At 71.5% G+C, this 25,841-nt stretch carries 22 protein-coding genes; 4 read left to right on the forward strand and 18 right to left on the reverse strand.

The genetic code is table 11. From position 1 onward, the window contains the following. The 4 genes from WME73_RS32055 to WME73_RS32070 are packed head-to-tail and all read right to left on the reverse strand — an operon-like array spanning position 1 to position 2,751. Positions 1-279 (reverse strand): MoaD/ThiS family protein, encoded by a 279-nt coding sequence (locus WME73_RS32055; protein ID WP_012238383.1) that lies wholly within the window; start codon positions 277-279, stop codon positions 1-3. Further along, complete coding sequence (locus tag WME73_RS32060; RefSeq protein ID WP_437912012.1) at positions 272-1,204, reverse strand: HesA/MoeB/ThiF family protein; 933 nt, start codon at positions 1,202-1,204, stop codon at positions 272-274. Before WME73_RS32060 ends, WME73_RS32055 begins: the two co-directional genes overlap by 8 nt. After that, complete coding sequence (gene cysK / locus WME73_RS32065) at positions 1,201-2,262, reverse strand: cysteine synthase A (RefSeq protein ID WP_437740155.1); 1,062 nt, start codon at positions 2,260-2,262, stop codon at positions 1,201-1,203. The genes WME73_RS32060 and cysK overlap by 4 nt, the downstream gene beginning before the upstream one ends. A 9-nt stretch (positions 2,263-2,271) precedes the next feature. Then, complete coding sequence (locus WME73_RS32070) at positions 2,272-2,751, reverse strand: RrF2 family transcriptional regulator (RefSeq protein WP_437740156.1); 480 nt, start codon at positions 2,749-2,751, stop codon at positions 2,272-2,274. Positions 2,752-3,048: 297 nt separating this feature from the next. On the opposite strand from WME73_RS32070, the gene WME73_RS32075 reads away from it, so the two are divergent. Further along, a complete protein-coding gene (locus WME73_RS32075; protein WP_437740157.1) occupies positions 3,049-4,737 on the forward strand; it encodes an acyl-CoA dehydrogenase family protein in 1,689 nt (562 codons plus the stop codon). Between the two features lie 505 nt (positions 4,738-5,242). Further along, the gene (locus tag WME73_RS32080) at positions 5,243-6,049 is read left to right on the forward strand and encodes a helix-turn-helix domain-containing protein (protein WP_437912013.1); all 807 of its coding nucleotides are present in this window, start codon (positions 5,243-5,245) and stop codon (positions 6,047-6,049) included. 54 nt (positions 6,050-6,103) lie between these two features. On the opposite strand, the gene WME73_RS32085 is transcribed toward WME73_RS32080, so the two are convergent. The 10 genes from WME73_RS32085 to WME73_RS32130 form a co-directional block, all read right to left on the reverse strand. Further along, positions 6,104-7,909 (reverse strand): hypothetical protein, encoded by a 1,806-nt coding sequence (locus WME73_RS32085; RefSeq protein WP_437912014.1) that lies wholly within the window; start codon positions 7,907-7,909, stop codon positions 6,104-6,106. Positions 7,910-7,977: 68 nt separating this feature from the next. Continuing rightward, a complete protein-coding gene (locus tag WME73_RS32090; RefSeq protein ID WP_437912015.1) occupies positions 7,978-9,423 on the reverse strand; it encodes a hypothetical protein in 1,446 nt (481 codons plus the stop codon). Then, on the reverse strand, positions 9,420-11,639 hold the full coding sequence (locus WME73_RS32095; RefSeq protein ID WP_437912016.1) for a bifunctional metallophosphatase/5'-nucleotidase: 2,220 nt from the start codon (positions 11,637-11,639) through the stop codon (positions 9,420-9,422). The genes WME73_RS32090 and WME73_RS32095 overlap by 4 nt, the downstream gene beginning before the upstream one ends. After that, positions 11,636-13,606: a phosphoenolpyruvate--protein phosphotransferase gene (gene ptsP / locus WME73_RS32100; protein ID WP_437740162.1), complete on the reverse strand. Its 1,971-nt coding sequence runs from the start codon at positions 13,604-13,606 to the stop codon at positions 11,636-11,638. Before ptsP ends, WME73_RS32095 begins: the two co-directional genes overlap by 4 nt. Continuing rightward, on the reverse strand, positions 13,603-13,887 hold the full coding sequence (locus WME73_RS32105) for an HPr family phosphocarrier protein (RefSeq protein WP_272094687.1): 285 nt from the start codon (positions 13,885-13,887) through the stop codon (positions 13,603-13,605). The genes ptsP and WME73_RS32105 overlap by 4 nt, the downstream gene beginning before the upstream one ends. Further along, a complete protein-coding gene (gene rapZ / locus WME73_RS32110) occupies positions 13,884-14,945 on the reverse strand; it encodes an RNase adapter RapZ (protein ID WP_437740163.1) in 1,062 nt (353 codons plus the stop codon). Before rapZ ends, WME73_RS32105 begins: the two co-directional genes overlap by 4 nt. Further along, the gene (gene hprK, locus WME73_RS32115) at positions 14,942-16,243 is read right to left on the reverse strand and encodes an HPr(Ser) kinase/phosphatase (protein WP_437740164.1); all 1,302 of its coding nucleotides are present in this window, start codon (positions 16,241-16,243) and stop codon (positions 14,942-14,944) included. The genes rapZ and hprK overlap by 4 nt, the downstream gene beginning before the upstream one ends. Beyond that, positions 16,240-16,719, reverse strand: a complete 480-nt coding sequence (locus tag WME73_RS32120) for a PTS sugar transporter subunit IIA (protein ID WP_437740165.1) — start codon at positions 16,717-16,719, stop codon at positions 16,240-16,242. Before WME73_RS32120 ends, hprK begins: the two co-directional genes overlap by 4 nt. A gap of 442 nt (positions 16,720-17,161) precedes the next feature. Then, entirely contained in the window at positions 17,162-17,530 is a 369-nt protein-coding gene (gene hpf, locus WME73_RS32125; protein WP_437740166.1) for a ribosome hibernation-promoting factor, HPF/YfiA family, read from the reverse strand. A 281-nt stretch (positions 17,531-17,811) separates the two neighbouring features. Next, positions 17,812-18,156, reverse strand: a complete 345-nt coding sequence (locus WME73_RS32130; RefSeq protein WP_437708868.1) for a sigma-70 domain-containing protein — start codon at positions 18,154-18,156, stop codon at positions 17,812-17,814. A 359-nt stretch (positions 18,157-18,515) separates the two neighbouring features. Between WME73_RS32130 and WME73_RS32135 the strand changes: the two genes are divergently transcribed. Next, complete coding sequence (locus WME73_RS32135; RefSeq protein ID WP_437740167.1) at positions 18,516-19,382, forward strand: oxygenase MpaB family protein; 867 nt, start codon at positions 18,516-18,518, stop codon at positions 19,380-19,382. 117 nt (positions 19,383-19,499) lie between these two features. Here the strand turns inward: WME73_RS32135 and WME73_RS32140 are convergent, their stop codons facing one another. Continuing rightward, positions 19,500-20,558: a serine/threonine-protein kinase gene (locus tag WME73_RS32140; protein ID WP_437740168.1), complete on the reverse strand. Its 1,059-nt coding sequence runs from the start codon at positions 20,556-20,558 to the stop codon at positions 19,500-19,502. Between the two features lie 165 nt (positions 20,559-20,723). Here WME73_RS32140 and WME73_RS32145 point away from each other — a divergent pair, with 165 nt between their 5' ends. Further along, on the forward strand, positions 20,724-21,755 hold the full coding sequence (locus tag WME73_RS32145) for an isocitrate/isopropylmalate dehydrogenase family protein (protein ID WP_437740169.1): 1,032 nt from the start codon (positions 20,724-20,726) through the stop codon (positions 21,753-21,755). A 66-nt stretch (positions 21,756-21,821) separates the two neighbouring features. Here WME73_RS32145 and WME73_RS32150 read toward each other — a convergent pair whose 3' ends face one another. The 3 genes from WME73_RS32150 to WME73_RS32160 form a co-directional block, all read right to left on the reverse strand. After that, positions 21,822-23,555, reverse strand: a complete 1,734-nt coding sequence (locus WME73_RS32150; protein WP_437912017.1) for an ATP-binding protein — start codon at positions 23,553-23,555, stop codon at positions 21,822-21,824. 191 nt (positions 23,556-23,746) lie between these two features. Next, positions 23,747-24,190 carry a gamma-glutamylcyclotransferase family protein gene (locus WME73_RS32155; RefSeq protein WP_437740171.1) on the reverse strand — a complete coding sequence of 148 codons (444 nt, stop codon included), beginning with the start codon at positions 24,188-24,190 and terminating at the stop codon, positions 23,747-23,749. Between the two features lie 819 nt (positions 24,191-25,009). Then, positions 25,010-25,594 carry a DUF2378 family protein gene (locus WME73_RS32160; RefSeq protein WP_231864307.1) on the reverse strand — a complete coding sequence of 195 codons (585 nt, stop codon included), beginning with the start codon at positions 25,592-25,594 and terminating at the stop codon, positions 25,010-25,012. Positions 25,595-25,841 lie beyond the last annotated feature (247 nt).

Consider the following 25,841-nt stretch of genomic DNA (forward strand, 5'->3'; position numbering starts at 1 on the left):
TCAGCCCCCGGCGATCGCGGGCACGATCGCCACCTGGTCACCGCCCTTCACGGGCGTCTTCAGCCCGTCGAGGAAGCGGATGTCCTCGTCGCCCACGAAGATGTTCACGAAGCGCCGCACGCCCTTCTCGTCGAGGAGTCGGTCGCGGATGCCGGGGTAGCTCTTCTCGAGGTTCTCGATCAGCTCGCCGACGGTGCCGCCGGCGGCTTTGACCTCGTCCTGCCCGCCGGTGAGCGTGCGGAGCGGGGTCGGGATGCGGACGGTCGCGGTGTCAGCCATGGTCTTGCTCTCCAGTCTTGAGGTGGGTCGAGGATCCGCTCTCGCGGTCGTTTTCAGCTTCAACGTGGGTCGGGGATCCGCTCTCGCGGTCCCCTTCAACGTGGGTCGGGGATCCGCTCTCGCGGTCCCCTTCAACGTGGGTCGGGGATCCGCTCTCGCGGTCCCCTTCAACGTGGGTCGGGGATCCGCTCTCGGCCGCGCACGCGACGACGTAGCGGGACGCGTCGATCGTCGCGATCGCGGCGCGCGCTCCGCACAGGTCGCAGGCGGGCCGCGCGGAGACAGGGACGCTGCGCAGCGTGTCCGTGCGGCCGTCGTACGTCGCGATCCGGCCGAAGATCGACGCGTCGCCCGCGAGGATCGCCAGCGCGCGATCCGCCGCGATCGCGCCGGCCACGCCGCACACCGGGCCCGCCACCCCGGCCGTGGCGCAATCCGGCGCGTTCCCGGTCGGCAGGTCCTCGAACAGGCAGCGGTAGCAGGGCGCCCCCTCCCCCGCGACCGCCATCACCGTCGCGCGCCAGCGGATCGCGGCGGCATGGACCACCGGCGTCCTCGTGAGGCGGCACACGTCGGCGATCAGGAACCGCGACGCGAAGTTGTCGGTCGCGTCGACCACCACGGAGACGCCCGGCATCAGCCCCGCCGCCGCGCTCGGCGTGAAGCGGCCGTAACGGCGGTCGACGCGGAGCCCGGGGAAGCGGCGGCGCAGCGCCTCCGCGAACGCATCGAGCTTCGGCCGCCCGACGTCGTCGTCGTCGAACAGGATCTGACGATGCAGGTTCGTCAGCTCGACCTCGTCGTCGTCCGCGACCCGGAGCTCCCGCACCCCGGCGGCGGCGAGCGCGAGCGCGGCGGGCGCGGCGATCCCCCCCGCCCCGACGAGGAGGACGCACCCGCGGATCGCCTCGCCGCCGCCGCTCATCGGAAATACTCGTCCAGGCTGAAGTAGCGCTCGCCGGTGTCGCAGAGGACGGTCACCACGTTGGCGTCGGGGCCGAGCTCGCGGGCGACGTCGAGCGCGACGCGCACCGCCGCGCCAGCGCTGATGCCGACGAGCAGCCCCTCCTGCCGGGCCAGCGCCACCTTCGTGTCGTACGCGGCGCGATCGCTGACCGTCCGCACCTCGTCCACCACGCCCGGATCGTAGTTCGCGGGGACGAACCCGGCGGCGAGCCCCTGGATCTTGGTGGGCCCGCGCTCGCCGCGCGAGATCGTCGCGCACGACTCGGGCTCGACCGCGATGACGCGCGTCGCCGCGCGCATCCGCTTGAGCACCCGCCCGACGCCGCTCACCGACCCGCCCGTCCCCACGCCGGCGACGAACGCGTCGATCGTCAGCGACTGCCGGGGACCGGGCCGCCCTGGCGCGTCGAGGCCGGCCATCGCGTGCAGGATCTCCCGCGCGGTCGTCTCCGCGTGGACGCGCGGGTTGTCGGGGTTGTCGAACTGGCTGAGGATGAGCGCCCCCGGGATGTCCGCCGCGAGCTCGCGCGCCCGCGCGATGGCCCCCTCCATCTGCAGCTCGGGCTCGGTCAGGACGACCTCCGCGCCGTAGGCCTCGAGCAGCTGGCGCCGCTCCAGGCTCATGCTCGCCGGCATCGTGAGGATGCAGCGGTACCCCTTCGCCGCGCACACGATCGCGAGCCCGATCCCGGTGTTCCCCGACGTGGGCTCGATGACGACGCCGCCCGCGCCGAGCAGCCCGCGCGCCTCGGCGCCCTCGATCATCGCCAGGCAGATCCGGTCCTTCAGCGAGCCGCCCGGGTTCTGCTGCTCGGCCTTCCCGAAGACGCGCCCCCGGGGCGTCGCCGCGTCGACGCGGCGGATCTCGAAGAGCGGCGTGTCGCCCACGAGGTCGAGGAGGCTGTCGACGACGCGCGGGTGCGACGGGAGCGGCGGGAGCTGCGCTGCGCCCTTCGCGGGTTCCGCGGGTGTGCGGGGGGCGCCGGTGGACTGTGCGGATCGTTCGGGGCTGCTCATGGTGTCGGCTCAGATCACGTAGGTCGAGCGCTCCGGCCGCCCCTTGCGGTGCACGCCGAGCTCGACGCCGCGCTCGCAGACGTCGGCGATCGACACCGAGTCGAAGCAGCGCTCGATGGCGAGCGCCAGATCCTGGAACACGGCCGTGGGCGGGTCGAGCGGCGAGCCCTCCGGCCTGCCGTCGTCATCCGGAGCGATCACGGCGACCGGCCCCTCCAGGGCGCGGACCACGTCGCCCAGGCTGATCTCGCTCGCGGGCCGCGCGAGGTGGTAGCCGCCGCGCGGCCCCCGCTTCGAGCTGATGAGCCCGGCCTTCTTCAGGTCCTGGAAGATCTGCTCCAGGAAACGCGCGGGGATGAGCTCCCGCTCGGAGATCTCGCGGATCTGGGTCGGCCGCCCGTCGTTGTGGAATGCGATATCGAACAATGCGCGCACACCGTAGCGACCCTTGTTCGAGAGCTTCACCGCCAGCCATATGCATTGGTGCATCGGAGAAGTCAAGAACTGCACATTCAGCGACTTCCGCTTCTTTCCGTGCGACACAGCACCCGAACAGCCCACAAAAACCGGGCGTCGCGGGGAAATTACCAGCAGAGGTTCACCGTTCGCCGCGTCGGCGCGACGCAGCCTCCGGCTTCCTGTTGAACCGGGTGGGACGGGTTCAGTAGCTTCGAGCTCTATCGAGGCTGCGAGTCGCCGCGCGTGCACGGAGGGGCGCGCGGAACGTGATCGGCGCGCGGGCGTCGCACGGTTCGGGTTGCGGCGCACCAACCTAGGAGTCGGCCGGTGGCTTTCTATCAAGACCCCCCCACACTCGGGAACCAGTACGACGACGACCGCGTGCTGCGGTCCTATCTCGCGCGGGCCCTGCCGCGCGAGGTGGCCGCGTCGATAACGCCTTCGCTGCGGGAGATGGGCGAGCTCGCCGGCGGCCGCCTGTACGAGCTGCAGCTCGCCGATCGCGCGAACGAGCCGAAGCTCACGTCGTGGGACGCCTGGGGAAGGCGCATCGACCACGTCGAGGTGACCCAGCTCTGGAAGGAGGCGGCCCGCATCGCGTGCGAGCGGGGGGTCGTCGCGACGGCCTACGAGCGGGCGCACGGCGCGTTCTCGCGCGTCCATCAGTTCGCGCTGGCGTACCTCTTCGACGCGTCGAGCGACGTGTACACGTGCCCGCTCGCGATGACCGACGGCGCCGCGCGGACGCTCCTCGCGAGCGACAACCGGGCGCTCATCGACCGCGCGGTGCCCCGGCTCACAAGCCGCGACCCCGCCGCCGCGTGGACCTCGGGCCAGTGGATGACCGAGCGCACCGGCGGCTCGGACGTGGGGCGGAGCGAGACGGCGGCGCGCCTCGACCCCGACGGGGCCTACCGGCTCCACGGGACGAAGTGGTTCGCCTCGTCGACCACGTCGGAGATGGCGCTCACGCTCGCGCGCCCCGAGGGCAACCCGGAGGGCAGCCGCGGGCTGGCGCTCTTCTACGTGGAGCTCGCCGGCGAGGCGGGGCGCCGCGAGGGCGTGCTGATCAACCGGCTGAAGGACAAGCTCGGCACCCGCAAGGTGCCGACCGCCGAGCTCACGCTCGACGGCGTCCTCGCCACGCCGGTGGCGGGCCTGTCGAACGGCGTCCGGGCGATCGCGCCGATGCTCAACGTGACGCGCACCTGGAACGCGATCGGCGCCATCGCCGGGATGCGCCGGGGGCTCGCGCTGGCGCGCTCGTACGCCCAGAGCCGAGTCCAGTTCGGCACGACGCTGGCGGAGAAGCCGCTGCACATGGACACGCTCGCCGAGCTCCAGGCCGAGTTCGAGGGCGCCTTCCACCTGACCTTCCGCGCGATCGAGCTGCTCGGGCGCGAGGAGACGGGCTCACTCACCGACTCGGAGGCGAAGCTGCTGCGGCTGATCATCCCGCTCGCGAAGCTCACGACCGCCAAGCAGGCGGTGTCGGTGCTGAGCGAGGTGCTCGAGGCGTTCGGCGGGGCCGGCTACGTCGAGGACACGGGGCTGCCGCGCCTGCTCCGGGACGCGCAGGTCCTCACGATCTGGGAGGGCACGACGAACGTGCTCGCCCTCGACGCGCTGCGGGTGATCCTGAAGGACGGCTCGCTCGACATCCTCGCGGCCGAGGTGGCGCGCCTCCTGACCGGCGTCGTCGAGCCCAAGCTCGCCGAGGCCGAGACGTCCGCGTCGCGCGCGGTGTCCCACGCCCGCGCGTGGATCAAGGAGATGGCCGCCGCCGACCGCCCCGGCCTCGAGGCGGGCGCCCGCCGGGTCGCGATCACCCTGGGCCGGGCGCTGCAGCTCGCCCTGCTCGTGCGACACGCCGCGTGGGCCATGGACCGCGAGCGAAGCCGGAGCGCGCTGGCCGCCGCCATCCAGTTCGAGCGCAACGGCGTCGACTGCATCCGGGACCACGATCGCGACACGATCGAGGCCCTCGCCGAGACGCGACAGCGGCCCGATACCTGAACAAAAGGTGGGGCCTACCCACTGAACAAATCCCTCCGGCAACCCGGGCGCGGCGACAGCGCGAGGCGGGCGTGGCGCCGCGATCCGCGCCCCGTCCGCGACCCTCGACGATTTTTCCGTGGTCGCGCCGCGTTCTGATCATACAGAATTAACGTTTGATTTCGGACGGTTGCGAACACACCGCCGTCCTGGAAGCGGACGGCATTTGTCCTAGCGGCGTGCGAAGGCACTAGACGGGACAACCTGAACGGGCTTACAGTAATGCGTAGCTGCGGCGCTGAACGCGTGCCCGACGTGGGCGACGTGCGGGCGGGCCCGTCCATCGAGGCGGGCTCCGCCGGCGCGGCGTCCCCGGTGGGGTGAGATCCGCCTGCGCGCGCCTCCGGCGCGTGCGTGGGACTTCGTCCGCCTCCTGGACGGATCGGGCTCGCGTGGGCCCGGGCACGCGCGCGGCGCGCGGTGTGGGTGAGCGCACACGACGAGCTGCGAGCTGCGAAGAGGCGAGATGAAGACGCAATACACGCTGCTGTCCGGCGAGACGGTCGAGTTCCCGACGCCGGCGGGCGAGCTGGGCGCCTTTCTGTCCCGGGTCCTGGCGGCGGCCAGGGATCCGTCGGTGTCCGATGCAGAGCTGCTCGATCTCGTGCTCGGCCCGGAGAACCCGTTGCTGGACAGGACCGCCGTCGCGGGCCGGAGCGTCGCGACCGCCGACGTGTACCGCGACCCGGCCTTCCACGTGATGCTCGACTGCGTGGCGCGGAAGCGGCTGCCGCCCGATTCGGCGGTCGTCACGCCGCGGACGCGGTTCACGATGACGGTGCCGGACGCCGCGCACCAGCTCGGCATCTCGGAGAGCGCGGTGCGCCAGGCGATCTACGCGGGGCGGCTGCGCGCGAGCAAGGAAGGAGGCACCTACTACCTCGATCCGCACTCGGTGGCGGGCTACCGCGTGAGCAAGCGGGGGCCGCGGCGCCAGGACCAGATGGCGAAGGGACCGCCCGGGGCCACGCTCCACGCGCGCATCGGCTCGGGGCCGGACGCGAGCTTCCGCGTGAAGCACAGCCGCGACGACTTCGAGCTGTCGGAGAAGCGCGGCCCCGAGTGGACGGGGATGATCCCGGCGGGGTGGCGGCGGATCGCGGTGCTCGGCACGTCGAAGGACCGCTCGCGCTACTGGGAGATCGAGCCCGCCGAGGGCGAGAGCGTGCTGCACTTCGAGGGCTTCTACCTGCGCGGCGGCTTCCGCATCGTGGAGACCGTGAGCACGTCGCCGCGGGCTGTGGCGGCGTTCAAGGACTTCCAGCCGCGATGAGCGCGGGCAGGCGCGGCGAGCGGAGCGCGACGAGCGCGCGGCGCGGTCGCCGGATCAGAAGCGGGCCTGGAAGCTCGTGCCGAGGCCGAAGAAGTCGGGGTTCACGAAGGTGCGCAGGGCCACGGTGCCCTCGGAGGGATCTCGCTCCATGAAGGTGCCGTTGTTGTCACGCACGTACTGAGCCCACGCGACGGCGGAGAGGATCTTGCTGATATCCCACTTGAGGCTCGCGCGGAGCTGGAAGATCGGGACGGCGGAGGCGTTGAAGGGGAGGATCGACACATTGCCCTGCTCTCGGACGACGGACGTGCGCGCGATCACCGCGCTCATGGCGTCGATGGACATCGTCCTGAACGCGGCGGGGAACTGCAGGCCCACGCCGAGGCCGGGCGTGAGCCGCGCGGACGCGAGGTGGTAATCGGCCGCGAGCGCGAAGAACAGCTCGTCGGCGGTCGAGGTCTGGGCGGTCTTCGGGATCGTCTGGAAGGGGATGAAGCTCGGCTGGTTGCGCAGCACGAACGGCAGGTCGCGGTAGACGCCCGTGACGCTCGCGCGCGCATACCCGGACTTGACGACCGCCTGGAGGGCGCCGGCGCGTGCCGGCTGGTGGGTGGTGGCGCCGGCAGATTCGAAGTCCTTGAGGTTCTGAAAGAGGTTCGTCGCCTCGAGGCTCACCGCCCATGTCGTCTTGCCCGGCGCGTACGTCTCGGGCTTGAAGAGGATCTGCGGCTTGGTGGGATCGTTGCGATAGAGGAGGAAGTCGACCGACTGCGGGATGGGCTCGTTCCTGGCGTGCGCGACGATCCGGGCCGAGGCGCCGTAGGTGTAGACCGGGTCGCCGGCGACGTCGGGCAAGTCGAAGCGGCCCTGCTGGAAGTAGCCGGCGCCGAGGTCGACGTGAACGTGGGGGTGGAGATCGGCGCCCCCGCCAAGGAGAAAGCCGTAGTTGGTCTGAGCGATTCGGATCTCCTCGGTCTCGCTCGTGCCGGGGGTGAGCACCTTCTGGACCTGGGTGAGGCTCGCGACCTTGAACCCCGCGTACACGCTGAACCGGTCGGCATCGAGCTGGACCTTCGCGCCAGGCGCGGTTCCGATGATGCGCGGGAAGATGGACTGATTGGCGGAGCCGTTCGTCCCGCCCCACGAGATGTCGTAGAGGTAGCCGAGACGAAACCGGTCCGTGTCGATGGGCCAGAGCGTGACACCGACGCCGGTCTTCCCCTCTGCCCTGCCGCCTATGTGATAGAAGGCGCGAATGAACGATCCGGCGTCGTAAAACGCCTGATTGACGTTGTTGTTGTTCCTGGACAGCGCGGCGAGATCGATGCGCAGGACGAGAGAAGCCTCGGTGTCCAGCCGCTCGATGAACCCCGGCATCCTCTTGTAGAGCGCGAGGTGCGTCAGGTTCTCGCGCCCGCTGAAGCGGGAGTTGAGGTTGTCGAAGAAGAGCCGGAATTGCTTTCGATCGCCGACGCTGAGGTTGGGCGAGAGCGGCTGCGCCTGACCCGTGTCGTGGAGCAGGTCGTCGTCGCCGAGCGTCCACGTGAGGCGCGTGTCCATCGCGTCCCCCACGCGGACGAGAGGCTCGGTGGCCGCTGGCGGGAGGTAGGGTTCGATCCGCGGGAGGGTCGGGACAACGGCGGCGGGGGCGGGCTGCGAGATCGGAGGCGGCGCGGCGGCCGCCGGGGCCGGCGCGGCCTGGTCCGAGGCTGGCGCGTCGGGCGCCGGGGTCGGCGCGGCCTGGTCCGGGCTCGGCGCAGCCGGCGCTGGCGGCGGCTGCGGCTGGCCTAGCGCCGGCGGCGCGAGCGTGAACAGCAAGGCCGCGGAGGCAGCAGGGGCGAGGAGCGCGCTTCGGTGCATGGCGGGCGGTGGCTTTCCTGGGCCTGGGTGAACCGGCGGGCGCGGCCGCGGCGAAGGCGAGGAGGTGGCTAGTTGGTCTCCGCGTCGTCGTCGTCGAGGCTGCGCGTCCGGACGCAGGCCTCCTTCGAGGGCTTCGTGGCGGGCGCGCAGCCGGGCGCCCGGCAGACGAGGTCGTCCGGACAGCGGGCTTCGATCGTCCAGTTCAGCGAGCCGCCCGAGAAGCTCCGGAGCGTGCCAGTCACCGCGTCGATCACCTCGCCCCGGTGGGACGTCGGATCGAAGGCGCTCACCGTGCCCGTCTGGATCTGGATCCTGCTCGACCCGTCCGTGATCTTGTAGTTGCCGCGCGCGGAGTAGCTCGTCCACTCGCTGCACTCGGGGTCGTCCGAGCACGCGTTCGCGCAGCTCCGCTCGGCCTGGCTGTCGAAATCGACCTGCCCGTCGCCGTTCAGATCGCAGTTCGACTGCTCCGCGGCGAAGACGTTGTCCCTCGCGGGCCTCGGACCGAAGCGCTCGCCGATGTGGAACCCCTCGACGCGCACGAGCCCGCTCTCGAGGCGCTCCATGGCCAGGGCGCCGGCGATCGTCGGCCCGTCGAGCACCGTCGGCTCCGGGACCAGGCACTCCGCTCCTTCCTGCGCGCGCGCGATCTCGTACGAAGGGAACGAGAGCTGGGTGAAGCCGAAGAACTCGTCGACGGTGCCCGCGAGGTACTCGAGCCGATCGCAGACACGCAGGTTGGCAGGTGTGCTGAAATTGTACGCGAAGAGGTGGTTGAAGCCGCTGCCCTGGCCGGCCAGATCGGTGACGTAGAAGCCGTCGCTCGAGACACGCGTGACGACGACCTGCTGGGGAGCCGCGGTGTCGATCCGCATCGCTTCGGACGGGTAGGGCGTCGCCGAGCCGCCGCCCTGCACGTCGGCGATGCGCGGCGAGGCGTAGGCGACCGGCTTCGAGACGCCGGCGCTGAAGGAGCCGCCCTCCTCGGTGTCGTCGTCCGCGAAGGCGCACCCGGGATCGGCGGGGAAATCGACGAGCATGTCGCCCGGCGCGTCGTCGTTGACGCCGTTGGCGCACGCGGGGCGGTCGCCCCGGGACGCGGGCCGGTAGCCGAGGTCCTCGACCCACAGCCGGATGGGCCCGTAGACGGCCGTCACGTGGGCGATCCCCTCGGCGACGCCGTCCCGCAGGCGGATGTTGCGGCCGACCGCGATGCCCTCGTCGTCCGCCTCGACGTCGAGCACCGCCCCGGGATCGACGCTCAGCCTGACCATGCCGTCGAAGGGCGTCCGGCGGCCGGCAGCGTCGCGCGCCTCGATCCTGAACGACCAGGTGTCGACCGTGTCGCCGCGGTTTGCCGGCAGCGGCGCCTCGGCGGAGGGGGGCGCTTCCCCGTTCACTTGCACGACCTGGACCCAGAAGCTCGAGACGCCCCGGGGCGGCCCGCCGTCGCTGCCGCACCCGGCGAGCGCGGCGGCCGCGAGCGCCGCTCGGCGCCTCGCCCGCGGCGTCACTGGCCCACCATCCGCAAGCGGCCGTCGGAGAAGTTGCCGAGCCGCCGGTCGACGCACGCCAGGTGCTTGCACTGCTCGCCCGCGGCGCTGCACGGGGCGAGCGCGCTCTCGCACTGCTCCCGCACCCAGTCGGTCGGCGCCTCGGCGCAGACGTCGCGCTGGTAGGCGGCGACGTCATCGCGACAGCGCGCGAGCACACACGCGCCCCGGGAGCACGGCGCCTCGCCGGTCTTGCACGCCCGCCCCTCGACCACCGACTCGGGGCACGCGCAGACGAAGCCCTCGCCCACGCCCGCGCAATCGGCGTCCCGCCGGCACGACGCGAGCTCGCCGCGCTCGTCCGCGCCGCATGGGCTGCCCGCGCGGATGGCGTCGATCAGCGCGTCGCGCTGCTGCACCTGGGTGTCGAGCTGCGTCGTGTTGCGCTGGAGCACGCGGAACCCGCTGCCGCCCTGGGCGAGGTAGCTCGACGTCGCCAGCTCGTAGGTCGCGATCGGATCGAGCGGATGCCAGCAGCGCCTCGCCTCGACGTCGCAGCTGCCCACCTCGCCGCCCGGACAGTCGGCGTCGCCGTTCGGGCACGCGATCGCCGGCCGGCGCGCGCCGATGTACGCGTGGGTCGCGACGCCGGACGCGGCGCCGTCGGCCGAGCGCGCGGCGCAGTCGATGACGACCCGCGCGCCCGCGATCTGCGCCTGCGAGACGCACCCGCGGCCGCTCGATCGGCGCGCCACGAAGTCGAAGAGCTCCTGCACCTCGAGGCCGGAGAGCTGCATCTTCGAGATCGAGTTGTCGAAGGGGAAGACGTTGAACATCTGCTCGACCGTCACCGGGCCGGGCACGAGGTCGGCGCGGATGCCCGTCGTGTTCGTGAGCGCGAAATCGGTCTGGATGCCGAGGCGCAGCCACATCGCCCCGGCGATGAGGTTGCCCAGCGGCGAGTCGCCGCCGCTCGCCGAGGCGCGGCGGGAGCCGCCCGGCGCGTAGCCGACCAGGAGATCGAGGTTCGCGAGCGCGTCGAGCCCCTGCGCGTACGGCTCGAGCGCCGAGGCGACGATCGGATCGGCGGGCACGCCCTCGGTCACCGGGAAGAGCTCGTACCGGTCCGAGAGCACCTCGAAGCCGTTCAGCGGGTCGTAGCCGCCCCCGAGCTCGGAGGCGTCCCTGGACAGCACGAGGTCGAGCCGCCCGACGAACTTCGCGAACGCGCCGGAGTGCGCGAGCAGCACGTCGCGCGGCGTGCAGTAACGCCGGCGCTTCGCGCCTTCCCCGGGCGAGCGCTCGTCGTTCAGGAGGATGTAGTGCCGCTGCTCCTCCTCGTCGTAGTACCGCGAGCAGTCGCGGACGCGCTTCGGCGGCTGGAGGACGATGTGGTTGTGCCCGCCGAGCACGACGTCGATGCCCGTCGTGGTCTCGATCATCCGCTCGTCGCCGTCCAGGCCGAGGTGCGTCACGAAGACGATGACGTCCACCGTGGGGCGGAGCAGGTCGACGTAAAACTGGGCGACCTCGGTCGTGTTCAGCGGGGTGACGCCAAGCCGGTTCGGCGCCTCGAAGATCGACGTCAGGCTGGAGAGGTTGCCCATCCCGACGACGCCGACCTGGAGGCCCTCGAGGTCGAAGACCGTGAACGGCTGCAGGATGGCGCCGAGCGGAGAGGCGCCGGGCTGCGCGGGGTCCTCGAGCTGGTAGTTCGCCGCGAGGACGGGGAAGCCGGCGTTCTGCTGGAGCTGGATACCGAGGTTCAGCGCGCCGCGGTCGAACTCGTGGTTGGCGACGATCATGGCGTCGACGCCCATGGCGCCGAGGGCGCGGATCTCCGCCTCTCCAGAGTAGAAATTGAAGATCGGCGCCCCCTGGAAGCAGTCGCCGCCGTCGAGGTGAAGCGCGCGCGACGACCGGGCGCGCTCGCGCCCGAGGAGATGGGACATGCGCGCGGCGCCGCCGACGTTCGCGATCGAGGCCGCCGCGCCGAGGCCGAGCCCCGCGTCCACCTGGCCGAGCTGCAGGTTGTACGGGAAGAGCCGCGAGTGGATGTCCGACGTGTGGAGCAGCGTCAGGTGCACCTGCCCGACGAGCCGCGTCGGCGGCGCCTCCTCCTCGCAGCCCGCCGCGCACAGGCCGAGCGCCACCGCGCAGGCGGCCAGCGCGCGCGCCACCCCGGACGCGACCGGCACCGCAGGCGTCGGCCCCACCGCACCCAGCGCGCCGCTCACCGCGTGGCGCGCTCTCCCGTGAGCAGGTCGTAGAGGTCCGGCGCGAACGAGGCGGCGACGCAGCACTCGACCTCCTCCGCCGTCGCGCAGGCGAGCGCCTCCGCCGCGACCGCCTCGGCCTCGGCGACCGTCACGCGCCGGAGCGTCTCCTTGATCTCCGGGATCGCCGCCGCCTCCATCGAGAAGTCGCGGAGGCCGAGGCCCAGCAGCAGCAGGGCGGCGAGCGGATCGCTCGCCATCGCGCCGCAGAGGGAGACCGGCCTGCCGAAATCCTGGCCTGCCTGGATCACCTTCGTGATCAGCCGCAGGATCGACGGGTCGAACGGCGAGGCCAGGTAGGCGAGCGAGCGGCTGGTCCGGTCGACCGCGAGCGCGTACTGGATCAGATCGTTCGTCCCGAGGCTCAGGAACGCGGCCTCGCGCGCGAAATGGTCGACCATGATCGCCGCCGAGGGCACCTCGATCATCACGCCGAGCGGGATCTCGTCGGCGCACGCCTGGCCGCGGGCGCGCACCTGCTCCTGCGCGCGGCGCAGCAGCGCGCGCACCTGCCGGAGCTCGCCGAGGCCCGCGACCATGGGGATCATGATCCGCACGTCGCCGTAGGCGGAGGCGCGCACCATGGCGCGGAGGTGCTCGAGGAAGACGTCGGGGCGCGAGAGCGCGAGCCGGACCGCGCGGAGGCCGAGCATCGGGTTCATCTCGGGCGGCACCTGGAACGTGGAGACGAACTTGTCGCCGCCGATGTCGAACGTGCGCAGCGTGACCGGCTTCGGGCGGAGCGCCTCGACGACGGCGCGGAAGATCTCGAACTGCTGGTCCTCCGAGGGCGGGGACGTGCGGTCGATGTAGAGGAACTCGGTCCGGTAGAGGCCGATGCCGTCGGCGCCCTGGTCGCGCGCGAGGATCGCCTCGGCCGGGAGCTCGACGTTCGCCCGGAGCGACACCTTGACGCCGTCCTTCGACTGGGCGGCACGGTGCCTGGACTCCGAGAGCTCCTTGCCGAGCGCGACGTAGCGCTCGGCGCGGGCGCGCGCGTCCGCGAGCTCGGCCGGGCCGGGGCGAACGACGACCGTGCCGCGCAGCCCGTCGATCACCACGATGTCGCCCGTGATCACGCGCTGCAGCACGTCGCTGACGCCGACCACGGCCGGGATCTCCAGCGCGCGCGCCATGATGGAGGTGTGGCTCGTGCGGGTGCCGACCTCGGTGACGAAGCCGACGACCGGCTCGTCGACCATCGCCGCGGTGTCGGCCGGCGACAGGTCGTGCGCGATGAGGATCGTCGGCCCGGAGAAGCGCGGGAGCGCCGCGCCGAACGTCGCCGGCATGGCGATCGAGTTCTGCAGCTCGATCAGGCTGCGCGTGGAGAGGGGCGAGGTGTCGCGCGAGGACGGCGGCTCCTGGGGCGGGAGGCTGAACGCGCGCAGGAGGCGCTCGCCGACGAACAGGACGTCGTGGCTGCGCTCGCGCAGGTACGGGTCGTCCAGCGCGGCGAAGCGGCCGGCGATCGCCTCGCACGCGATCACCACCGCCCACTCGGCGCAGCGGCGCTCCTCGGTGACCTGGCGCTTCACGGCGTCGGCGAGGGCCTCGTCGCCGAGCATCAGCAGGTAGGCTTCGAGGATCGACGCCTCGGCGCGGTGGTCGCCGATGCGCTTCGCCATGTCGCGCAGCTCGTCCTGCGCGCGCTCGACCGCGGCCTCGAAGCGCTCGAGCTCCGCCGCGATCTCGCTGGAGCCGACGCGGCGGCGCGGGTGGTTCGTCCGGTGGCCGCCCATCACGACGGCCGCGCCGATGGCGACCCCGGGGGACCCAGCGATGCCCCGCAGCGTCTCCGTCCGGGCGCCGGGCGGCATCGAGTCGACCCGGGCGCCGGGCGCCGCCGAGCCGCTCCGGACGGCGTCCGCCGGGGCGGGATGCTCGTCCGGGGCGTCCGACGAGAGCGCGCTCGGGCCGCGCGTCACTCGTGCTCTCCGAAGCGCGCGGCGATCAGCTCGCCGATGGCGGAGACGGCGTCGGCGGCCTGATCGCCCGTCGCGCTCACCTCGATCTGGGTGCCCATCGACCCGCAGAGCAGGAGCACGCCCATCACGCTCTTCGCGTTGGCCGACTGCCCGTCCGGCCCGGTCAGCGAGATCTCGCAGTCGTAACGCCCCGCGAGCTGCACGAGCTTCGTCGCGGCGCGCGCGTGGAGCCCGCGGACATTGATGATGGTAAACCGCCTCGTTACCGCCTCGGTCGTCACCGCTCGCCCCCCGTCACGCTCGTGTCCGACGCCGGGCGAGGCTCCGACGGGGGCGCTCCCGGCTGCGCCAGCCGGAGATCCACGCCGGGCGCCCCGGCCATGCCCTCTCCCACCCCCGAGGGTACACCACTCGTGCTCGCCCGGGCGACGTCCCGGTGCACGACCGTGATCGGGAGCCCCGTCTTCCGCCGCAAGCTGTCGCTGAGCGCGTTGGTGAGCACGACGGAGCGGTGCCGGCCGCCGGTGCACCCGATGCCGACGGTGAGGTAGCTCTTTCCTTCGCTGGCGTAGCGCGGCATGCAGAACGAGAGGAGCTGCTCTGTCCTGCAGATGAACTCGAGGGCATCCGGGTTCTTCAGGATGTACTCCCGCACGGGCTCGTCGTTCCCCGTGAGCTCGCGGAGGCCGTGGACGAAATACGGGTTGTCGAGGAAGCGGACGTCGAAGAGCAGATCGGCGTCGAGCGGGATGCCGTACTTGTAACCGAACGAGATGAACCGGGTGGACATCCGGGGCACCTCGACCTTCGCGGGGCGCAGCCGCTCGATGACGACGCGGCGCAGGTCGTGCGTCGACAGCCGGGTCGTGTCGAGCTCGATCGTCGCCCTGGCCCGCAGCGACGCGAGCCGCTCGCGCTCCAGGAGGACGCCGTCGAGCATCGCGATGGCGCCGCTGCCGCCGGTCGTCAGCGGGTGCGGGCGCCGCGTCTCGCTGAAGCGCCGGAGCAGCGTCTCGTCCGAGGCGTCGAGGAAGAGGATCACCACGTCCCGTCCGGTCCGTATCGAGTCGAGCGCCGCCGTGGCGCCCGCCAGGAAGGAGCCCACCCGGACGTCGATGCCGAGCCCGATCCGGGTGATCCCGCCCGACTCGCACGCCTCGACCGCCGGCTGCACGAGCGACGTGGGCAGGTTGTCCACGCAGAAGAAGCCGAGGTCCTCCAGGGCGTGGAGCGCCGTCGACTTGCCCGCGCCGGAGAGGCCCGTGACGACGACGACGCGCCCCGGCGCGCCGTCGGGCCCGTGCAGGCCGTGCTGCTGCTGATCGCCTCCGTTGCTCACCCTCGCCTCCTCGGCCGCGGCAGGCTCACGGACGACTCCGTGGGGCTGAACCCGGAGCTCGGGCGATCAGGGGGCGGCCTGCCCCGATCCACGGGCGGCCGGAAGGCGCTGCTCGGGGGGTTCGGCGCGTCCACGCCGCGGCCGGGCGGCGGCGGCGGCGGCCGGGGCGGGCCGGGCGGCGCGGCGATCCGCGAGGCGCCTTCCTCGGCGAGCCTCGCCGGCGGCGGGATCGACGACTCCTCGGGCGAGCGCTCGCGGAGCAGCTCGCCCTCGACATTGCCGAAGAACTCGCGGGCCGCGTGGAACCCGGCGTTCTTCAGGAGCTCGTTGCGGGCGGCGACCTCGAGGATCGACGCCATGTCGCGGCCCGGGCGCACCGGGATGACGAGCTCCCGGATCTTCACGCCGAGGATGGAGTGGTACCGCTCGTCCAGCCCGAGCCGATCGTACTCGGTGTCCTTCGACCACTCGACAAGCTTCACCACGACGTCGATCCGCTTGCGCTCGCGGATCGACGTGACGCCGAAGAGGTCCTTCACGTTGAGGATGCCGAGGCCACGCACCTCGAGGTGGTACCGGAGGAGATCCGCCGGGGCCCCGAAGACCATGCCGGGAGGGCGGTAATCGCACTCCACGGCGTCGTCGGCCACGAGCCGGTGGCCGCGCATCACGAGATCGAGCGCGCACTCGCTCTTGCCGATCGCGCTCGACCCCATGAGAAGGAGGCCCACGCCGAAGACGTCGACGAGCACGCCGTGCAGCCGCAGGCGCGGCGCCAGGCGATCGTCGAGCAGCGCGTGCAGCGCGGTGATCGTGGCGCTCGACCGCACCGCCGAGACGAGGAGCGGCGTCCCGCTCTCCTCGGCGCACTGCGCGAGCTCCGGCACAGGGACGAACCCGATGCCGGAGCCGTTCGCCTCGAACGGCTGGTCGCCCTGCGTGAGGATGACGCAGCACAGGCCGAGCTCGAAGAAGCCGCGCAGCGACAGGAGCCGGTCCTCGCGGGAGAGCTTGTGGAGGAACGAGAGCTCGGTCTGCCCGAGGATCTGCACCCGCGTCGGGACGATGCCGTGGAAGTGGCCGACGAGCGCGAGCCCGGACTTCTGGATGCGGGTGTTCATGATGGGCCGGTCGAGGCCCGCGGCGCCGGCGATGAGCGTGAGGTCGATGCCGAGCCCCTCGTCGGCCATCAGGCTCCGCACCGCGATGGCGGGGCGGTCCGCCCGCCCACCGCGGGTCGAGGGGGGCATCCGGCCGCCCCCTTCCCCTTCGTGTCCGCCGCTGCGCGGGCCGCTCATGAGACCGACCTCCCTTCCTCGGCGGCGATGAGCTCGAACGCCGCGCGCCCGGTCGAGGCGCCGAGCAGCCGCCGCCTGAACGTCTCGTCCCGCAGCAGGCGGGAGATGCGCGCCAGCGTCTTGAGGTGCTCGCCCGTGGCGCGCTTCGGCCCGATCACGGCGACGAGGATGGCCACCGGCGCCCCGTCGATCGCGTCGAAGTCGATCGGCTTCGGGCAGATCAGGACCGCGCCGATCAGCCGATCGACGCCCTCCATCGCGCCGTGGGGGATGGCCACGCCGCTCCCGACGCCGGTGGACTGCAGGCGCTCGCGCTCGCCGAGCACCCGCTCGATGTCATCGGCCTTGACCCCCGGCTGTCCTGCCGCGAGCAGGGCGGCGAGCCGGCGGAGCGCGTCCGTCTTGGAGCGGACGACCCCCTCCTGCTCGCTGGCGACGGATACCTGGTGCGCGGTCAAGATGTCGCGGACTTGCATGCTGATTTCGGCGCTCGGGCGAGGTGAGAGGGCTCTGGAACGGCGCACGTGGCACGGTCGGCGCGGCGCTCGGCCAGGGCCAAGCGAGCCGATGTGGCCATCGTACCCTGGGGGCTTCGGGTGCGCGACTCAAGGACGCTATCGCGGCGAGCGGCCCCGGAGGGAGCGTTCTTCGCGTTCTTCGCGTCGCGATCGCTGGGCGACCGCCGCGCCGCTCCAGGCAGGCTCCCCGGCAGGTTGGCCATGCGCAGGGGTGAGCTGATGGAGACGAGCGCTCTTCGCCGCCGCGCTCGCCGCGGCGACGCGCGCGGCGGCTCACGCGGAGGGAGCGCGCCGCCTCGCCCGCGAGCGGCGGCTCACAGGATGGGAGCGCGCCGCGCCGGCGGGCGCGGCTGCCCTCGCTCCGGCTCGCGCGTCGCGCCTCGGCGACGCGCGCGGCGGCTCACGATCGGGAGCGTCCCGTCGCGGCCACCGCTTCGCGCTCCACCTCGACGGCGTACTCGCCGGCGCTCGTGCCGCCGCGCTTCCGCGCTATGGTGTGACCCTTCCCATCCCGGATCTGCCGCTCGAGCTTGTCGTGGACCATGTCGATCGACGCGTACATGTCCTCACCCCGCTCGGTCGCATGGAAGGCTAGACTGCCGGAGGAGAGGCGAACGTCGGCGACGTGCGTCAGACCCTCGACGGAGAGGGTGACCTGCGCCGTCATCGCCTGCCTAAGGAACTTCTGAAGCTTGGCCACCTTCTCATGGGCGTAATTCTTCACGGCGTCGGTACCCACCATATGGCGGAACGTGATCGTGATGTTCATCGGGTCCAGCCTTCCTTCCCTGATGCGTAGATGAAACAATCGACTACGGCTACAGAGCACCCCTCCATCTCCATCGTAACACTGATGTAGAGCTCTGGTCTGCACTCAACGGCGCAGCGCTTTCGTTTTGTTTGGCGTCGTTCCGCTTCTGCGTTTCTTGCCGCGGGTTGCCGCGTCTTGCGCCAGCCTGCCGCAGCTTGCCACCTCTCGCGCACCTCGTCGTGCCCGCGCGTCACCGTGGCTTGCCGCGCTGCGTCCTGCGCGGCCAGCGCACCTCCTCTTCAACAAGCCTTGGCACGCCCCGCTTGTTCCAGCGCCCGGCGCACCGTGTGCGGGGCATGGCCCGAGGCCAGCGCGATCTCGCCGATCGTGGGTGTGCGTCCGAGCTCGGCCGCGAGCCGCCTCGCGCTCGCGACGACGGCGCGGAGCACCTCGACATCGCCCCGATCGAGCGGCTCGGCGACGCGGAGGCCCTCGGACTCGAGCCGGTCGATGATGTACTCGACCTCCTCGTACGAGACCGCCCGGCGGTCGACGACTTCGGCGATGTCGTTGAGGTCCACCCGACCGGTCGACCGATGGCGTGTAAGGAGCTCCTGGATCATGTCGTCGATGACAGGCGGCACGGCGCTAGCGTGCCACCTTCGCGCAGGCCGCGCACGCGCCTGCGCGGGCGAAAGCGGGCCCGAAAGCCGAGCGCGAGACCGAGCTGATCGAGCGTCTCGGCGCCGCGCTCCCCGGCCCTCCCCGCGGCCTCGCCGCGCGGAGCCTGGCCAGCCGGCTCGCCCGGCGCGAGCCCGCCGCCGCATCACAGCTCCTCATTCACGGCGCGCCACGGTGAACCGCACCTCACCTCACCTCGCCTCGCCTCGCCACGATGGCCACGATCGACGTCTTCATCTGTTCAGCGATGTTTCCGCCAGGCTGCGCGAGGCATGATAGAAATGGACGCGTCATCGGGCGGATACACATCAGGAGATCTTCCATGCGCTGGGCCCCTCCCGAATCGCGATCGCGCTATGCGATCCGCGACCATATCGAAGCAAACCTGGATCCGGTCAAGGATCATCAGGAGATCGCATTTCTCTCGACGTGCTATGATTTCCCGTGGGACACGCAGCACGCCCTCGAGCTCGCGCTGTTCCGTGTCTTCGGGATCGCCAAGGGCACACCTCTCCTGGTGCAGACAGGGGAGTTCCTCCAGCGCACCCAGAAGCGCTACGACGACACCGTCCTCATCCTCTCCGAGATGCTGGAGAACGGATACGACAGCGAGCGCGGCCGGGCGGCGCTGCGGCGCATGAACCGGCAGCACGGGCGTTACGCCATCCCGAACGACGAGTACCTGTACACGCTGTCGACGTTCATCTTCGAGCCCATCCGCTGGAACGAGCGCTTCGCCTGGCGCGCGCTGCTCGAAAAGGAGAAGCTCGCGGCCTACCACTACTGGAAGCAGGTCGGGACGCTGATGAACATCAAGGATATCCCGCCGAGCTACGAGGCGTTCGAGCGGTTCAACCTCGATTACGAGGCGGAGCACCTGCGGTTCTCGGAGGACAACCGGACGCTCGCCGTGGCGACGCGAGACCTCGTGCTGGGCTGGGCGCTGCCGAGAGCGCTATGGCCGCTCGGGGCGCCGGTCCTCCACGCGATGATCGATGATCGCATGCTCGACGCCGTCGGGCTGCCGCGGCCTCCGCCCGGGCTGCGCGGCCTCGTGCAGGCGGCGCTCCGCGCGCGCGGCCCGCTCTTGCGGGCCATGCCGCGCCGGCGCTCGCCGCGCCTGCTCACTCAGCTGAGGAACCGCACGTACCCGGACGGCTACCGTATCGAGGATCTCGGCGCGCGGTGACCGGCGCAGCTCCACGGGCCGGCGAGCCCAGCCGCCGCGCCGGGCGAGCGGCTGCCTGCCGGCTCAAGGCTGCCCGCCGGCTCAAGGCTGCCTGCCGGCTCAAGGCTGCCTGCCGGCTCAAGGCAGCTGGCGCCGCAGGAACTTGAGCGCCTCCCGGGCAGCGCGGTTCACCGGCTCGTAGACGTCCGGGGTCGTCCTGAGCGGCGCGCCGATCGGCTCGCCCGGGCGGACGCCGAGGATGCGCTCGACGTCCTCCAGGAGCGATTGCATCGAGTCGTAGCGGTTCCCGGGGGCCTTGCGGAGCGCGGTGGCGACCAGCGCCTCGATCCGCCGATCGATGCCGGGCCGGATCGAGCTGAGCCGGGGGGCCGGGGTGCAGGCGTGCTGGGCGACGACCACCACGTCGTCTGGCGAGGAGAACGGCAGCTGGCCTGCGAGCATGCGGAACATGGTGACACCGAGGGCATAAATGTCGGTGCGGCCGTCGATGGGATCGGCGAGGGCCTGCTCCGGGGCCATGTAGGGGACCGTGCCCAGCACGAGACCGGCGGCGGTGGTGGGGCCCGTCTTCAGCTTCGCAAAGCCGAAATCCATCATCTTGAGCACGCGCGGGCCGCCCTGGGAGCGGACGAGGAACAGGTTGTCCGGCTTCACGTCGCGGTGGATGACGCCGGCCGCGTGCGCCGAAGCGAGCGCCGACGCCGCCTGCCGTATCAGCGGAAGCGCGACGGCCTCGCTCATGGCCACCTCGCGGCGGAGCAGGACGCCGAGCGACTCGCCGGTGAGCAGCTCGAGCACGATGAACGGGGACCCGTCCTTGCGCTCGCCCGCGTCGAGGACCCGGATGATGTTGGGGTGCCCGAGCTCGGCCGCCGCCTCGAGCTCGCGGAGGAACCGCTCGCGCTGGGCCCGATCGGCGGCGAAGCTGCGGTTCAGGATCTTGATCGCGACCTGCTCCTTCGTGCGGCTGTCCGCCGCGAGGTACACGCGCGACATGCCGCCGGCGCCGATGAAGCCCTGGATCACATAGCGATCCTCGAGGATGGCGCCGAACTGCCGCGTCGGCTGCGCCGGCGGCGGCGCGGCCGACAGCGACTGGACGAGGCGCGCGCCGTCGTCGGGGCAGAAGCCGTACGAGCGATCGGTGTACGCGCGGTGGCAGCGCGGGCAAATCATGGGACCCGGGTCATGATGGCGGCGGGGGCGGGGATCCTCAAGGGACTTGCGGGCGGGCGGCGCGCGGCGCCGCTCCCGGCGAGGTGGATCGCGGCGCGCACCTCGGCTATGCGTGCGCCTTTCCTCGTCGACGCGACGATTCACCCCGAGATCGAGAGACAGCCCGTGACCTCACAGAAGCACCCTGCGACCCTCATCCCCGGCGACGGCATCGGCCCCGAGATCGTGGACGCGACGCTGCGCGCCCTCGACGCGCTCGGCGCGCCCTTTGAATGGGAGACGTGCGTGGCCGGCATGGCCGGCGTCAAGGACGCGGGCGACCCGCTGCCGCGGGCCACGCTCGACAGCATCCACCGCACGCAGCTCGCGCTCAAGGGGCCGCTCGAGACGCCGATCGGCGGCGGGTACCGCTCGTCGAACGTGCGCCTACGGCAGGAGTTCAAGCTCTTCGCCAACGTGCGCCCCGCGAAGACGCTCATCCCGGGCGGCCGCTTCGAGAACATCGACATCGTGCTCGTGCGGGAGAACCTCGAGGGCCTCTACGTGGGCTTCGAGCACTACATCCCTATCGGCAGCGACGAGCACGCGGTGGCGATCGGCTCCGGCGTGAACACCCGGGTCGGCTCGCGCCGCATCGCCGAGTTCGCCTACGACTACGCCGAGAAGAACGGCCGCAAGAAGGTCACCATCGTCCACAAGGCGAACATCATGAAGGCGCTCACGGGCATCTTCCTGGAGACGTCGCGCGAGGTGAGCAAGGGCTACGAGGGCCGCGTGGCGACCGACGAGCGGATCGTGGACGCGTGCGCGATGCAGCTCGTGCTGAACCCGTGGCAGTTCGACGTCATCGTCACGACGAACCTCTTCGGGGACATCCTCTCGGACGAGATCGCAGGCCTCATCGGCGGCCTCGGCATGGCGCCGGGGGCGAACATCGGCCAGCACGCCGCGATCTTCGAGGCGGTGCACGGCTCGGCGCCGGACATCGCCGGCAAGGGCGTGGCGAACCCGATCGCGCTCATGCTCGCCGCCGCGATGATGCTCGATCACGTGGGCCACCGGGAGCTCGCCGTCCGCCTGCGCGCCGGCATCGACGGGGCGCTGAACCTGGACGGGGTCCGCACCCGCGATCTCGGCGGCAAGGCGGACACGAAGACGCTCACCGACGCCATCGTGGCGCGCATCAAGAACGGCTGAGCGGGGCGCCGTCGGTGCGGCGGATCCCGCGCTTTCGCCGGGGCGCGGCCACGGGGGTCCGCGGGGTCAGCCGCCGCGCGAGAGCGGGAGCGCGAAGTGGAAGGACGTCGTCTTGCCTAGCTCGCTCTGCGCCCAGATCCGGCCGCCGTGCGCCTCGATGATGCCCTTGCAGATGTAGAGCCCGAGGCCAGTGCCGGGCGGTCGGCCCCGGGACGGGTTTGACGAGAGCCGCTGGAAGCGCTGGAACAGCCTCGGCAGCTCGTCCGGGGGGATGCCCGGCCCGCGGTTCTCGATCGCGACCTCGACCTCGGCGTCGCGGAGAGAGAGCGTCACGCGGGTCGGCGCGTCGGGATCGCCGTACTTGGCGGCGTTGAGAAGGAGGTTCCCGAGCACCTGGTCCATGCGCGCCGCGTCCACGAGGACGGGCGGCACGTCCTCGTCCGCCGTCAGCACGATCGCGTGATCCGGCCTCTCAGCGGCAGCGAGCTCGACGATCGCGTGGAGCAGGGCGCGCATGTCCGTCGGCTGCGGCTCGAGGGAGAGATGCCTCGCCTCGATCTTGGAGGCGTCGAGCAGCTCTTCGGCCATCCGATCGAGGCGCTGGACGTTCGACAGGATCTTCTGGCCCCACGCCGTCGCACCGGCGGACTCGGGTAGCCGCGACAGCATGCCCGCGTAGGCGGAGATGGCGGAGAGCGGTTGCTTGAGGTCGTGCGCCACGAGGGAGGTCCACTCCTCGCGGAGCCGCTGGATCTCCCTGAAATTGGTGACGTCCTCGTAGCTCGCGATGGCCCCGTGGATCGCGCCGTCCTCGCCCCGGATGGGGCCAGCGCTCACCACAACGGGGACGTAGCTCCCGTCCGTCCTTCGAAACCACAGCTCTTTACACGTCGTCCCCTCGCCACGCGCCGCGCGAACGAGGGGCATTTCAGGCAGCAGGAGCGGCCGTCCCCCTGGCTCGCACAAAAGCGCGCCTCGCCCCACGTCCAGCGCCTCGAGCGGGTGCGGCCCGCCGCAGAGCTCCTGGCAGCGGCGGCTTGCGAGGAGCGAGGGGCCGCCGCGCTCGTCCAAGACGGCGATGGCGACGGGGAAGTCTTCGATCACGCTCCGCAGCCATCGCCGCTCCTCCGCGAGGCCCCACTCAACCTCACGGAAAGCAGCTTCGGTGGGCTCCAGCGCGTCCGCGCCCCGGCCCCGTACGTAGTCGGCGCCCCCGGGGCGCGTTCGCGCGCTCGCGGTGGGCTCAGCGCTCGCGAGCGCGAGCGCGAACAGCGCGCCGAGGGCCCGCACGCGCGGGAGGATCTCCTGGAAAGATGCGCTGCGGCTCCCGAACGCGCAAAAGATGACGCCGAAGAGCCGGTCTGCGCTGAGCAGGGGCGCAGACAGAGCCCAGTGGGGCCTCATGCTGGCCGCGAGCGCGCTGAGGTCGGAGAAACGCTCGCAGGCGGCCTGGTCGACCAAGGCATGCTCGATGCGGCGGCTCTCCGCGGCGCGCAGCACGAGGGACGACGTGCCCGTGAGGTCCGTGAGCTGCGCGGCGAACGCGCTCGGCAGGTTGGAGGAGGCGACCAGCCGGATCGGGCGCGCGTGCTCTTCCACTGCGGCGCCGTACAGGAGCGAGAGGTCTGCGCTGAGCAACCGGGCGGCTTGCTCGGCGACAACCTCGCGGAGCGCTTGCGGTTGAAATTTCCCAGAAAGCGCGGCGGCCGCCTCGACGACGACCTCGGCGAGCTGGGCAGTGGCGGATTCAGGCTCGCCGTCGTCGTGGCCGAGTTGGTCGTGCGCCGAGATTTTCGCCACGCTTTCCCCTGCAGCCATGCCCATAGCACCTGCGCTGGCACGCGCCGTTCCACGAGCGACGCGCCATGCCTGCTCCAAGGGTACAGTATGCGCTGTGTGCCGAGGGAAGGCTTGTGCGCCTGCGCAGCGACGGCTCGCACGGCGCGGCGCGCGCCGAGCGCCATCGGGGTAGAGAGGAGCGCGCAGGCTGGTCAGCGGGAGGTGTCGAAGCGGCGCTTCGCCCAGCTCACGAGCGGGCTGTTGTCCCGGGTCCGCACGGCGCCGGGCGCGCCGCGGCGTTTCCGCCAGTCGCCCTCGCGGACGCGCCGGCAGCCAGCGGCCTGCTCCATGGAGAGGAGGTAGGCCTGGGCTTCGCGGCCGTCGGCGAGGCGGATGGCTGCTCTCCGGTGCAAGACCGGGTGTCCGCGGTGCACGTCGAGCGCGGCCAGCGCAGCCGGAGCGATGGCATAGAGCTCGCCGGTCACGGCGATGAGCCCTCCCTGGACGAGGGCGCCGCTGGTGCCGAGGTCGACGAGCGCGTACTGCGGTGTCGTGGTCGCCACACCGAGCGAGCGGGCTGACGCGAGCCATTCGTGTTGGTCCTCGCCCTTCATGAGGTTGTCGTAGACGAAGAGGACGATCTCGTGGGTAGTCATTGGCGTGGTCCTCGGGACGGCCTCTGCGGCCCGGCTCAGACGCTCGCAAAGGGAGGGCGCGAGCGCAAGGCTGGTCGGAGCGACGTCAGCGAAGCCGTGGAGAGCTGTAGCCCCAGAGGAATATTGCACCTGCGCGCCCATGGTAAGCCGCCGTTCTTGCGGAGGGCTCGCCAACTCCAAGGCACGTCCACCAGTGCCCACAGTGCCTCATGCTCGCTTGACGCTCGCGTTCGATAGGAGTTCGAGCGCAATTTTGCGCTGCAGCCCGATGTTCTCCTGCCCGGCGCGAGTGCGGCTTTCATCCAACCGAGCATTCACCTTCTCGGAAGGCGACCTCGATCCATCAACAGCGATTCTCGATCAACTCGTGTTGAAACGATGATCTCTATGCTCGCCAGGTTCGCTCAGAAGGCCGCAAGCCGACTCAAATCACCGCACTTCCATGGGTCTCGAATTGCCCGCCTTGATCCTGCACTCGCCTTACCGCAAGCGCGCACGGAAAACGCGCATCGACGTCGGCCCCCCTCGCTCCCCCCTCCCCCACCACCGTAGCGCCGGCGGGAGGGTCCACGCGGCGGGGGCGGGTGGGCGCGGCGAGCACCGACCGAGGTGCCATAAGGTCGCAGGGGGCTCCACGTCTCAGGCGCGCCTTGTGTGGCGCGCAACATAACGTCCCAGCAGGCATGGCCCGAAGGGAGACATGCCGGGTGGTGTTCTCAGCGCAAGCGCCTCGGTCCCCGTCTTGGCGGATGGCCGAGCGCCCACCCGCCCCCGCCGCGTGGACCCTCCCGCCGGCGCGGGCGACCCGCTTGCGGCGGGCTACCAGCTCACCAGGAACTGAAGCGTCTCCGCCCCTCGCACCTCGACCGAGATGGTCGGCTTGGCGCCGTACCCCATGACGAGCGCCTCGAAGTTCCCCAGCGGGTACTCCAGCGTACCGCGGTGGCTGCTGATGTCGATCTGCACCTCCGACGGCCCCAGCTGCCGCGCCCTGGCCAACGGCCCCTTCACGAGCGCGCCCAGGCTGCCCGTGTAGCGCATCAGCGCGGCGCCCGGGTCGGTCGCCAGGTGCATCGTGATCCGGCCGAGCGCGCTTTCCCTGAAGGCCCCGACCTGCTGCCGCGCGAGGCGACGGTAGCCTTCCCGCGAGCTCCGGTTCGGGTGTGAGAGCCGCGCAGCCGCGTCGTAGAGGCGCAAGAAGTCGCGCGTCGGATAGTCCGAGAACGGCAGGTAGAGCCCACCCCTCGGCGGGCTCGACAACGTCGACACCACCTGCGCGAAACGCTCCCCGAGCGTCGCCGCCAGCGCGTTGAAGAACATCCCCTTCATCGCGTAGGACTCGGGGACCCCCGCCACAACGGCGTCGATGTCGATGTTGCCGAGGAGCGGATCGGAAGGACGCACCTCGAACGAAGCTCCGTTCGGCCCGACAAGCAGCCCTTCTGTGGACGGTGCGCTCGGCGGCGCGACGCTTCGGGGCACGGCGCGCATGACACCGCTCTTGGGGATGGGCGTCTCGTTCGCTTGCCGGCGCTGGTCGCTACGGACCTCTTTCATAGGGAGCTCGCCGCAAAAAAAGACTCAACACAAAGGCCGCTTGCGGCAACCACCGCAGCGAAGGGCACACGACCCACCTAGCAACGGCCATGCC

The organism is Sorangium sp. So ce302 (assembly GCF_051530145.1).
In the GTDB taxonomy this organism is placed as follows: Bacteria; Myxococcota_A; Polyangia; order Polyangiales; family Polyangiaceae; genus Sorangium; species Sorangium cellulosum_B.